Source organism: Streptomyces sp. NBC_00286, assembly GCF_036173125.1.
Taxonomy (GTDB): Bacteria; Actinomycetota; Actinomycetes; order Streptomycetales; family Streptomycetaceae; genus Streptomyces.
The window spans coordinates 6512781-6524936 of record NZ_CP108054.1; the positions used below are offsets into that span (position 1 = coordinate 6512781).

Annotated in this window: 7 protein-coding genes and 1 pseudogene; 5 read left to right on the forward strand and 3 right to left on the reverse strand. The window is 69.2% G+C overall.

What is annotated here, in order from left to right:
* Window positions 1–8 precede the first annotated feature (8 nt).
* The 4 genes and pseudogenes from OHT21_RS30070 to OHT21_RS30085 form a co-directional block, all read left to right on the forward strand.
* Window positions 9–389, forward strand: a pseudogene (locus OHT21_RS30070) (serine hydrolase); the annotation flags it as partial.
* A 116-nt stretch (window positions 390–505) separates the two neighbouring features.
* Window positions 506–1540, forward strand: a complete 1035-nt coding sequence (locus OHT21_RS30075; protein ID WP_328771413.1) for an esterase-like activity of phytase family protein — start codon at window positions 506–508, stop codon at window positions 1538–1540.
* A gap of 190 nt (window positions 1541–1730) precedes the next feature.
* Window positions 1731–5507: an ABC transporter ATP-binding protein gene (locus OHT21_RS30080; protein WP_328771414.1), complete on the forward strand. Its 3777-nt coding sequence runs from the start codon at window positions 1731–1733 to the stop codon at window positions 5505–5507.
* Window positions 5508–5604: 97 nt separating this feature from the next.
* The gene (locus tag OHT21_RS30085; protein WP_328771415.1) at window positions 5605–5997 is read left to right on the forward strand and encodes a hypothetical protein; all 393 of its coding nucleotides are present in this window, start codon (window positions 5605–5607) and stop codon (window positions 5995–5997) included.
* Between the two features lie 56 nt (window positions 5998–6053).
* Here OHT21_RS30085 and OHT21_RS30090 read toward each other — a convergent pair whose 3' ends face one another.
* On the reverse strand, window positions 6054–7415 hold the full coding sequence (locus tag OHT21_RS30090) for an IS4 family transposase (protein ID WP_328767071.1): 1362 nt from the start codon (window positions 7413–7415) through the stop codon (window positions 6054–6056).
* 311 nt (window positions 7416–7726) lie between these two features.
* On the opposite strand from OHT21_RS30090, the gene OHT21_RS30095 reads away from it, so the two are divergent.
* Window positions 7727–9169, forward strand: a complete 1443-nt coding sequence (locus OHT21_RS30095) for a S28 family serine protease (protein WP_328771416.1) — start codon at window positions 7727–7729, stop codon at window positions 9167–9169.
* 69 nt (window positions 9170–9238) lie between these two features.
* On the opposite strand, the gene OHT21_RS30100 is transcribed toward OHT21_RS30095, so the two are convergent.
* A complete protein-coding gene (locus tag OHT21_RS30100; RefSeq protein WP_328771417.1) occupies window positions 9239–9883 on the reverse strand; it encodes a hypothetical protein in 645 nt (214 codons plus the stop codon).
* A gap of 192 nt (window positions 9884–10075) precedes the next feature.
* The gene (locus tag OHT21_RS30105) at window positions 10076–11941 is read right to left on the reverse strand and encodes a glycoside hydrolase family 3 protein (protein ID WP_328771418.1); all 1866 of its coding nucleotides are present in this window, start codon (window positions 11939–11941) and stop codon (window positions 10076–10078) included.
* Window positions 11942–12156: the final 215 nt, after the last annotated feature.

Below are 12156 nucleotides of genomic sequence, written 5' to 3' on the forward strand. Positions count from 1 at the left end.
GACGCATCATGGCGTGCACTGCTGAACGTCGGGGCCTCACCGCTCAGAACTTCCGTGCGGGAAACGCGGGGGCGGGGCCCGCCGTTGCGGCGACGCCGCAGGTCGGTTGTACGTCCGGCCAGGCGGGCCTGACCGCCAAGTTGCAGAGGGACATCACCACTGCCCTCGCGAACCGCAACGGCACGATCGCCGTCGGTCTCTACGACCGTACGACCCGGACGACCTGCACGCTGTGGGCGAGTTCGGCGTACGACTCGGCCGGCGTCGTGAAGGTGACCGTGCTCGCCACGCTGCTGTGGGACGCGAGGAAACAGGGCCGGTATCTCACGCAGCGCGAGACCGGTCTCGCCAGCGCCATGATCACCAGGTCGGACAACTCCGCGACCAGCACGCCTCGAGGGATGAGCGCGATCACCTCCACCGGAAGGCCGTCTCCCGGAAACTCCGGCCCGGAATTAACGGCCCGTACGCTCTCCCTCCACCACCCCCGCCCTACGGTGATCCCATGCGCTTGAGATCCGTACTCGCGACCCTTACCGCCGGCCTGACCGCGGCCACCTGCCTCACCGCCGCCGGAGCCACAGCCACAGCCGCCGCCGGAGCCCCACCGCGGAACGCCTGCTCCCCCTCCGTCTCCATCGACGGCTTCTCCGACGCCCTCGACAAGACGACGTACGAGGGCACCTTCGTCGGTAACTTCTCCGCGCTCGCCGTCGACCGGGACGGCAAGCTCGCCGCCCTCTCCGACCGGTCGTCCCTCTTCACCCTGGACCGGAAGACGCTCGCGCCCCGCTCCGTCGTCGCGCTCGCGGACGAGAACAAGGCCGCGCTCGACTCAGAGGGCCTGGTCATCGAGCGGGACGGTACGCGGCTCGTGTCATCCGAGGGGGAGCCGACGGTTCGCCGGTACGGGCCGGACGGGACGATCCTTGGCCGCCTCCCCGTGCCGGAGTACATGCGCGTCGCCCCCGCCGGACGTGCCGCCACCAACCAGACCTTCGAGGCCCTGACCTTCCGCAACGGCGGCCGCACCCTGCTGGCCGGCATGGAAGGCTCCCTGTCCGGAGACACGGCCGGCATCGTCCGCTTCCAGACCTGGAACCGCCACGGCTCGCAGGACTTCCGCCTCGCCGCCCAGTACGGCTACCGCGCGGACACCGGCCTCGGCGTCGTCGAGACCACCGCGACCCCCGACGGCCGTCTCCTCGTCCTGGAACGCGGCTTCACCTCGGGTGTCGGCAACACGGTCCGCCTCTACGCCGCCGACCTGCGCCGCGCCACGGATACCGGCGGCATCGAGAACCTGACCGGCCAGGACGGCGTACGCCTGATCAAGAAAACCCTCCTCGCCGATCTCGTGAACTGCCCCACCCTTGGCGCCACCGCAAAGCAGCCCCAGCCCAACCCCCTCCTCGACAATATCGAGGCCATGACGATCACCGGCCACCGCCACGGCCGCCTCAAGATCCTCCTGGCCAGCGACGACAACCAGAACGACGCGCAGATCACCCGCTTCTACTCCCTGCGCGTACGCCTCTGATCATTTCGCCTCCGATTCGAATCTGATCCGCATCCGATCCGCATCCGATTCGCGTCCGATCCGCATCTGATTCGCCTCCGAGTGTTGCGGAGGGATGAAATCCGGTTCCGATCGCGTTGGTGCCTTCCGGCGGACAAGGATCTAGGGATCTAGGGATCTAGATCCAACGGACCTACGGGAGGCACCGGCGTTGGCAGCGCAACAGGGGGAGTCGAGCGGCTGGGCACGGCGGCTCGCCGGATATGCGTGGCGGTATCCGAAGGACGTCGTGCTCGCGCTCGGCTCCTCGCTCGCCGGCATGGCGGTCATGGCGCTGGTCCCGCTGGTCACCAAGGTGATCATCGATGACGTCATCGGGGACAAGACCCGGGACATGGCCCCATGGGCGGGCGCCCTCATCGGGGCGGCCCTCCTCGTCTACGTCTTCACATACATCCGGCGCTACTACGGCGGCCGGCTCGCCCTCGACGTCCAGCACGACTTGCGGACCGAGATGTACAAGGCGATCACCCGACTCGACGGGCGGCGCCAGGACGAGCTGTCGACCGGGCAGGTCGTCGGCAGGGCGACCAGTGACCTCCAGCTGATCCAGAGCCTGCTGTTCATGCTCCCGATGACGATCGGGAACGTACTGCTCTTCCTGATCTCCCTCGGGATCATGGCCTCGCTGTCCCTCCCGCTCACCGGCGTCGCGTTGGCCGTCGCCCCCGCCCTGTGGTTCATCGCCAAGCACAGCAGCAGCCGGCTGCACCCGGCCACCTGGTACGCGCAGGGTCAGGCCGCCGCCGTCGCGGGAGTCGTCGACGGCGCCGTCAGCGGCGTACGCGTGGTGAAGGGGTTCGGGCAGGAAGACCAGGAGACCGGGAAGCTGCGAGAGGTCGGGCGGCGGCTCTTCGCGGGGCGGCTGCGGACCATCAAGCTCAACGCCCGCTACACCCCCGCACTGCAGGCCGTACCCGCGCTCGGGCAGGTCGCGATGCTCGCGCTGGGCGGCTGGCTCGCCGTACGCGGGCACATCACCCTCGGTACGTTCGTCGCCTTCTCGACGTACCTCGCCCAGCTCGTCGGGCCCGTGCGCATGCTCGCCATGGTGCTCACCGTCGGGCAGCAGGCCCGCGCCGGTGCCGAGCGCGTCCTTGAGCTCATCGACACCGAGCCGTCCATCGAGGACGGCACGAAGCCGCTGCCGGCCGACGCGCCAGCGACCGTCGAGTTCGACGATGTGAGCTTCGGATACGCCGACTCCTCGCAACCCGTTCTCGACGGGCTCAGCTTCGAGATCCGCCCGGGCGAGACTCTCGCCGTCGTCGGCTCATCAGGCTCCGGCAAGTCCACCGTCTCCCTGCTCCTTCCTCGCTTCTACGACGTCACGCGCGGCGCCGTCCTCGTCGGCGGCCACGATGTGCGCGAGCTGACCCTCGAATCGCTGCGCGCCGCGATCGGGCTCGTCCCCGAGGACTCCTTCCTCTTCTCGGACACCGTGCGCGCCAACATCGCGTACGGCCGCCCCGACGCCACCCAGGAGGAGATCGTCACCGCGGCGCGGGCCGCGCAGGCGGACCGGTTCATCGCCGAACTGCCGGACGGGTACGACACCAAGGTCGGCGAGCAGGGCCTGACCCTCTCCGGCGGGCAGCGCCAGCGCGTCGCCCTCGCCCGCGCGATCCTCACCGACCCCCGCCTGCTGGTCCTCGACGACGCGACCTCGGCCGTGGACGCCCGCGTAGAGCACGAGATCCACGAGGCCCTGAAGCATGTGATGGAGGGCCGTACGACTCTCCTCATCGCCCACCGCCGTTCCACGCTCAACCTCGCCGACCGCATCGCCGTCCTCGACGGCGGACGGCTCGCCGACATCGGTACGCACGAGGAACTCCAGCAGCGTTCACCCCTGTACCGGCGTCTGCTCACCGACCCGGATGAGCTGGGCGGCGTCTCGCCGGGGCACACCCAGCCCGCCTGCCCGGTCGAGGACACGTCCGTACGCGATGAACTGGACGCCGAGTTCGACGCCGAGCGCGGGATCACGCCCAAGCTGTGGACCGGCGACCGTGAGCCCCGGGACGCCGCCATGGACGGGATGCCGGCGACACCCGAACTCCTCGCCCAGGTCGAGGCCTTGCCTCCGGCGAACGACAAGCCCGACATCGACGAGGCGCGGGCGGTCACCCCGGAAGAGTCGTACGGGCTCCGCAGACTGTTGCGGGGCTTCGGGCTCCCCCTTCTCGTCAGCCTCGGCCTCGTCGCCGTCGACGCGGGCATGGGACTGCTGCTGCCGGTCATGATCCGGAACGGAATCGACGACGGTGTCAGCAAGGTCGCCGAGGGCGCGGTGTGGACGGCGTCCCTGCTGGCCCTGCTCACCGTGATCGTCCAGTGGGTGGCGCAGACCGGTGAGATCCGTATGACGGGACGTACGGGCGAGAGGGTCCTGTACGCGCTCCGGCTGAAGATCTTCGCGCAGCTCCAGCGGCTCGGACTCGACTACTACGAGCGGGAGTTGACAGGCCGGATCATGACCCGGATGACGACCGACGTGGACGCCCTGTCGACGTTCCTGCAGACGGGACTCGTCACCGCCTTCGTCTCGGTCGTCACCTTCTTCGGCATCATGGTCGCGCTGTTCGTGATCGACATCCAGCTCGCGCTCGTCGTCTTCGCGACGCTGCCGCCGCTGATCATCGGCACGGTCTTCTTCCGCCGGTCGAGCGTGAAGGCGTACGAACTCGCCCGTGAGCGCGTCTCCGTGGTGAACGCCGACCTTCAGGAGTCGGTGGCCGGGCTGCGGATCGTGCAGGCGTTCCGGCGTGAGCGCGGCGGCCGGGAGCGGTTCACGGCAGGCAGCGACAGCTACCGCAAGGCGCGCATCAGGGGGCAGTGGCTGATCTCGGTGTACTTCCCCTTCGTGCAGTTCCTGTCGTCGGTCGCGGCGGCCGCGGTGATCATCGTGGGCGCGGGACGGATCGACGCGGGGACGCTCAGCACCGGTGCGCTGGTCGCCTACCTGCTCTACATCGACCTGTTCTTCGCGCCCGTGCAGCAGCTCTCGCAGGTCTTCGACGGCTACCAGCAGGCGAGCGTCTCGCTGGGCCGCGTCCAGGAACTGCTCCAGGAGCCGACCTCCACCAAGGCCGCCGACAAGGCGCTCGAAGTCCCGTCCCTGCGGGGGGAGATCGCCTTCGAGGACGTCGACTTCGCGTACAAGGACGACGAAGAGGCCCTGAGCGGCGTGAAGTTGCACATCCCCGCCGGACAGACCGTGGCCTTCGTCGGCGAGACGGGCGCGGGCAAGTCGACGCTGGTCAAGCTGGTCGCCCGGTTCTACGACCCGACGAGCGGACGGGTCACCGTCGACGGCACCGACCTGCGCGCGCTGGACCTCACCTCGTACCGGCACCGTCTGGGCGTCGTCCCCCAGGAGGCGTACCTCTTCCAAGGCACGGTCCGGGACGCCATCGCGTACGGCCGCCCGGACGCCACCGACGCCGAGGTGGAGGCCGCCGCCCGCGCGGTCGGCGCGCACGACATGATCGCCACGCTCGACGGCGGCTACCTCCACGAGGTCGCCGAGCGCGGCCGCAACCTCTCCGCCGGGCAACGCCAGTTGATCGCCCTCGCCCGCGCCGAACTCGTCGACCCCGACATCCTCCTGCTCGACGAGGCCACCGCCGCCCTCGACCTGGCCACCGAGGCCCAGGTCAACCAGGCCACCGACCGCATCGCGGGCCGCCGCACCGCCCACCCGTCGCCCGACCACCACCCCTCATCGAGCGCTTACGCGCGCACCACCTTGATCGTCGCCCACCGCCTGACCACGGCGGCCCGCGCGGACCGGGTCGTGGTCATGGACCACGGCCGGGTCGCGGAGGACGGCACCCACGAGGAACTGCTCGAACGGGGCGGGCGGTACGCTGAGTTGTGGCAGATGTTCCTCGGGGAGCCCGTCGCAGCCCCGCTGTCGCAGTGACGTAGCTTTTCTCCCGGCTTTCTCCCCCAACGCAACCAGACGGCCTACGCCTTGCGTCCGTAGACGGAGTACGCCGATTGCTGCGGGAGGAACAACAGTGGACAAGAGCGCGATACGCCGCCATATGGCGCTCGCTGTGGCTGTACTGACCGCTGCCGGACTTCTGTCGCTCGCGGGCCCCGGCACGGCCACCGCGGAGGCGGCATCCCTCTGTTCCGGCCGCAAGATCCGCACCCTGCCCTTCTCCACCGGGTCCCTCCAGATCTATAAGAAGGACGGCTACGTCTGCGCGCTGACCCTCCGCAAGAGGGAGGGCGCGCGCACGTACATGTCCGTGAGCGTTCGGGCCTGGCGCGCCCGCCCGGCCGTGAACAAGGGCCTGTTCCGCCACCATGCGGGCCCGGTGACGGCACATGTCGGACACCGCCGCGTACTGGTTAAGGGAACGGTCGGTTCGGCGTCGGTGAGCTCGGGCTGGATCCGCCTGTGACCCGGCGCCCCTAATAAGGAGGCCGCAGGCCTTCCTTTTTAGGCAAGGCCATGAAGTTATGGGCTGATGGCTGTTGTCGAGAGGATGTCGATGCTGATGGTGGCCTTGTAGGTGCGTCGGTCGACGCGGAGACTTTTATAGGCGTAGCGGGACAGGGGGCGTTTGACGGCGCGGGGGCTGACGCGCAGGCGGCGGGCGGGCATGAGCTGGTTCAGGACCGCGTGGCCGATGGCGCCGACGAGGTCGATGGTGGTGCCGGCGATCACGTTCGCGGCCTGGACGACCTGGTCGCGGGCGGCTTGGAGGGCGGCGGAGAAGCTTGCGCGGTCTGGGTCGGTGCCGGGGACGGTGCCGGTGGCGTCGGCGATGGCGGTCCTGATGGCCTGGTAGACGGTGAGCAGGGCGTAGACCTCCTGGGCGATGCCGGGCATGGTGCGGGCGCGCAGGACCCGGCGGCCGAGCATGGATTTCTTGATCGCGAAGTAGGCGGACTCCACTTCCCAGCGTTCGTGGTAGAGCTTGACCAGCTCGAACGCGGGATGGGTGCGGTGGTCGAGCAGGGTGGTCGCCAGACGGTAGACGCCGGTGTGGCGTCCGGCGGTGGTGGTGATGGTGATCTCGCATTCGATGATGCGGACGTCGACGGTGGCGATGCGGGAGAGGAAGGAGCCGTCCGGCAGGCGCCGCAGGAGGGGCGGTTTGCGGGTGGCGGTCAGGCGGGCCAGGAAGTCGGCTCCGGTGGCGGCGGTGTGCTCAAGGAAGGCGTTGCCGCTGAAGCCGCGGTCCAGCAGCACGATCATTCCGGGTGTCAGGGAGCGCAGCAGGCGCCGGCCGTAGGTGGTCTCGCCGGTGCTGCGTGGTCCGAAGGCCGCGTCCAGGACGGCGCGGGTGCCGCAGGCGACCAGGGCGGTCAGGCAGATCTGCGGGTAGCCGGCGGTGTTGAACCGGTTGGACCCCTTGCCCAGGCAGGCGCGGGTGTGGGGGCTGTCGGGGACGTCGAGGTAGGTGCCGTCGATGGCGACGACCAGCAGGTGGGCCCAGCGTGCCCCGGTGGTACCGATCGTGCTCGCCGGGCCGCGCAGGAGGTCGAACAGGGCCTGCAGCGGGCGGGGTCCCAGGCGGCAGCGGGCATGCCACAGGGCTGTTGCCGTGACACTCGGCAGCGGCAGCGCATCCAACGCGGCAGTCAGCTTGCCCCACACGGCGCGGTAGCCGCAGTCCTCGAACAACGCGGCGGCCAGCAGCAGGTAGACGACGACGCGGGCAGGCAGCTTGCGCAGCCGACGCTGAACGGCCCCGCACTCGGCGAGCACCGTATCGACCATCTCGAACGGCACGATCTGGGTCAGCTCGCCCAGATGGCCTGGCGCGTAGAGGCCCTCGGCTACCGCGATCTCGCGGGTGATGACACACTGCACGGACAGCGGAGCCTCCGGTCTTTGTGAACGACATGTCTTGGTCGACTGTCAGTTCTACCGGGGCTCCGCTTCCTGCACTCTGCGTTCCGCCAGATCAAGCACCCCTTGCCACCAGCCGCTGAACCATAACTTCATGGCCTTGCCTTTTTAGGGGCGCGGGGAACTGCGCGACAAGCCACGACGGACCCGCAGCTTCAACGAATTCCCCGCACTGCGCACCATTGTCCGGAATGCGCACCAACATCCCCTGGCCTCAACGGAGTTGCTCCGCTAAGTTCCGGCGGACATCTGTGTTTTCCAGGGGAGTGTGCATGCGCAAGACGCTCAGATGGCTGCTGTCGCTCGTGGTGCTCATAGGCACTGTGAGCACGGCCGGCGCGGCCACCGCCGCACAGCCGGAGGCCACCGCCGCACAGCCGTCGGCAACCGCCGACATAAAGGACCGCCTCCTCGCGATACCGGGCATGAGCCTGATTGAGGAGAAGCCCTACACCGGCTACCGCTACTTCGTCCTCAACTACACCCAGCCGATCGACCACCGGCACCCGTCCAAGGGCACGTTCAAGCAGCGCATCACGGTGCTGCACAAGGACACCGCCCGCCCGACGGTCTTCTTCACCAGCGGCTACAACGTCTCGACGACACCGCGCCGCAGCGAGCCGACCCAGATCGTGGACGGCAACCAGATCTCGATGGAGTACCGCTTCTTCACTCCGTCCCGCCCCGACCCGGCCGACTGGTCCAAGCTCGACATCTGGCAGGCGGCCAGCGACCAGCACCGTATCTTCAAGGCGCTGAAGAAGATCTACGACAAGAAGTGGCTCTCCACGGGCGGTTCGAAGGGCGGCATGACCGCCACGTACTACGAGCGCTTCTACCCGCGCGACATGGACGGCGTCGTCGCGTACGTCGCCCCCAACGACGTGGTGAACAAGGAGGATTCGGCGTACGACCGCTTCTTCGCGGGCGTCGGCACCAAGGAGTGCCGCGACAAGCTGAACGCCGTGCAGCGCGAGGCGCTCGTACGCCGTGAGCAGCTGGAGAAGCGCTACGAGGAGTACGCCGCGGCCGAGGGGCTGACCTTCAAGACCATCGGCAGCATGGACAAGGCGTACGAGGCCGTCGTCCTCGACTATGTGTGGGGCTTCTGGCAGTACAGCCTGCTCGGCGACTGCGACACGATCCCGGCGGACGCCGCGAAGGCCACCGACGACGAGCTGTGGAGCACGATCGACACGATCGTCGGCTTCTCCGCCTACGCCGACCAGGGCCTGGAGCAGTACACGCCGTACTACTACCAGGCGGGTACGCAACTCGGGGCGCCGGACATCGAGTTCCCGCACATCGAGCCGGGGCTGATCCGCTACGGCTACCAGCCGCCGCGGAACTTCGTGCCGCGCGACATCTCCATGAAGTTCCAGCCGTGGGCGATGCGCGACGTCGACACCTGGGTCAAGCACAACGCCAAGCAGATGCTGTTCGTGTACGGCGAGAACGACCCGTGGGGCTCCGAGCCGTTCCACCTGGGCAAGGGCGCCCGTGACTCGTACATCTTCACGGCCCCCGGCGCGAACCACGGCGCCAATGTCGCCGGACTCGTCGCCGACGAGAAGGCCCTCGCCACGGCCCGCATCCTGAAGTGGGCGGGCGTCGCCTCGGCCACGGTCCAGGACGACCCCGCGAAGGCGAAGCCGCTGGCCAAGTACGACAGGAAGCTGGACAAGCACAGCGCGGAGCGCCAGCTGCGGCCGTAAAGCCGTAACTGCCCTATCTGCCTTACCTGTCCTGCCTGCTCCAACTTCCTTGCTGCGCCCGTCCGTCGATCACAGCGGGCGGGCGCAGCCCACCGGCTTCGGACCGCCGAGCCGGACGTACAGGGCGGTCGACGCGGGACACTCGGCGCGCTTCTCGACCGCCGAAGTCACCTTGTACTCGGGCGACTTCTCGCCCTTGCCGTCGCAGGCCGTCTCGCGGACCTCGCCCTTGCCGGCGCTGTAGACGCAGTCGCCGACGATCGTGCGCGGGCCTCCGCCGCCACCCGGGTCGCCGGGGTGGGGCTTCTGCAGATTGCGCATACAGGCGTAGCCCTGCGGGACCGCGCCGTCGCCGTCCTCGTCCGCGGACGGCTTCTGTTCGCTGATGTGCAGCACGAAGTCCGTGGTGGCGGGGCACGGCGGACCTTCGCTCTGCTTGCCGTCATGGCGCGCCACGACCCGCGCCGCCGCCCGCTCACTGCTGCACGCCACCTCGGTGAACGACGTACGCCCGAACGAACTGCACTCGTCGACCCCGAGGAACTCCGCCCCGTACCCGGCGGTCCGCGTCGGCGTCACCCGCCCGCTCTCGCCGCTCTCGCCGAGCCGGCCCTCCCCGGAATCCGCGGACCCCGAAAGCCGATCGCACCCGGTGAGCGCCGCCACCAGCACCAGCAGCGCGCACACCACCCACCCACACCGTGCCTTGTGCATGACGCTCCCCCCGATACCCCCGCCCAGCGTGACCCGCCACCGCGGCCCACGCCAGACGTGCAGGATGCTTTGCGCCTTTTGGGGGCGGTGCGCCGGGTGTGCGGCGTACGTGGCCTACGGCGGACTGTACAGCCGTACGTCGTTCAATGTCGGACTAGGGTCTGGTAGCCCGATCCGTTGTGCGACTACGAGCTAGTAACTCCACCCGTGCCCGATCGGATACAGCACCCGATCCGGATCGTCCGCCCGCTGCACGGGCACCGGCAGCCTGCCCGCCGGTTCGATGCGTCCCGCGATCACCCGGGCCGCGGCGCGCAGCTCGACGTCGGTCCAGGAGTACGTCGCCAAGTAGGCCTTGACTGCGGCCAGTTGGGCGACGTCGTACGGGTTGCGGATGGCCACCGCGACCACCGGGCGGCCGGTCGCGAGAAGCTCGCCGACGAGGGTCTTCTGCGAGCTGGTCGCCGTGACGTTGTACGTGCCGACGACCACCGCGTCCGCGTCCCGCGCCGCCGCCACGGCCTGCGCGATGGCAGCCGCGGAGGGTGCCGTACCGGTGGAGAGCGCGGTGGCGGTGAAGCCCAGCTCCGTGAGTGCGCCCGCGAGGACGGTCGTCGGCGGCCCGGTGGACCCGGACGGCGAGGCGGGATCGGCGCCGACGACGAGCACTTTGCGATGCGTACGGCGCGAAAGCGGCAACAGGCCCCCCGAGTTGACCAGCAGCGTCGTCGTACCGTCGGCGATCTTGTCGGCCGCCCTGAGATGCGCCGGGATGCCGACGACGCGGTCGACACCACGGCGGGAGACGTACGGATCCTTCAGCAGCCCCAGCTTCGCCTTCAGCCGCAGCACGCGCAGGATCGACTCGTCGAGGCGGGCCTCGGTCAGCTCGCCGCCGCGTACGGCCGCCAGGACGGCGTTCCAGGCGAGGTCCAGCTTCGGCGGGTTGAGGAGCTGGTCGACACCGGCCTTGAGCGCGAGCACCGGCACGCGGTCGTCGCCGTACTTCGTGCGGACGCCCTCCATGCCGAGCGAGTCGGTCACCACCACCCCGTCGAAGCCGAGCCGTTCGCGCAGGATGCCGGTGAGGATCGGGCGGGAGAGCGTGGCCGGGTCGCCGGAGGGATCGAGCGCCGGAACCATGATGTGCGCGGTCATGATCGAGTCGATCCCGGCGGCGATCGCGGCCCGGAAGGGCGGCGCGTCCAGCTCGGCCCACTGTGCCTCGGTGTGCTCGATGACCGGGAACCCGTAGTGGCTGTCGGTCTCGGTGTCGCCGTGGCCAGGGAAGTGCTTGGCCGTGGCGGCCACCGAGGCGCTCTGGTAGCCCTTCACCTGAGCGGCGACGAGAGCGGCCACGGCCCGCGGATCGGCGCCGAAGGAACGTACGCCGATGACCGGGTTGGCCGGGTTCACGTTCACGTCGGCGACCGGTGCGTAGTCCTGCCGGATACCCATGGCGCGCAGCTCGGCCCCGCCGATCTGCCCGGCTCGACGGGCATCCGACCGAGACCCACCGGCGCCGAGCGCCATCGCACCCGGGAGGAGGGTCGCGGGCTTGCCCACGCGGGCGACGATGCCGTGCTCCTGGTCGGTGGAGATGAGAACGGGCAGTCCACGGGGCTTCCCGAGCGAGGCCCGCTGGATCCCATTGCTCAGATCCGCCATCTGGTGCGGATCACGGGTGTTGTGCGCCCAGGCGAAGTAGATGATCCCGCCCACGTGGTACTTGGCGATCAGCTCGGCGGCTGTCCGTACGCCGATCTCCTCGAGATTCGCGTCGATGTCGGCCTGGTCGGGCGCGGTCGCTGAATGCCCGTACACCCGCATCACGAAGAGCTGCCCGACCTTCTCTTCGAGAGTCATACGGGAGATGAGGGCGCTCAGTCGCCGGTCGGCGCTGTCCGCCCGGGCGTCGGTCTGACCGACCGCGACGGCCGCCGCGGTGCCCGCCGTGACGGCAAGCAGCGTACGTCTGGAGGTACCGGACTTCCTCGTACGTTCGTACACGTGCGCTCCTTCCGGAGAGGGCCCAGGGACCCGTGGAGGGGCGAGCATGAAGGAAACTTCCAAGAAGTCACGGATAGCTGGGAACTTTCTGCCAGTCAAGGGCGCGCGACGGCACAGGAAAAGTCCGGTGCGGCAAAGCGCCCCGTTAGGGGCGCGGGGCTGTATCAATTTGCGGCTCCGCCGCGTGGGCGCGACCAGCCACAACGAACCCGCAGGTTCATCACGGTGCTTCCAGCGGACGGCTCGAGCGAAAGTGGCCCCAA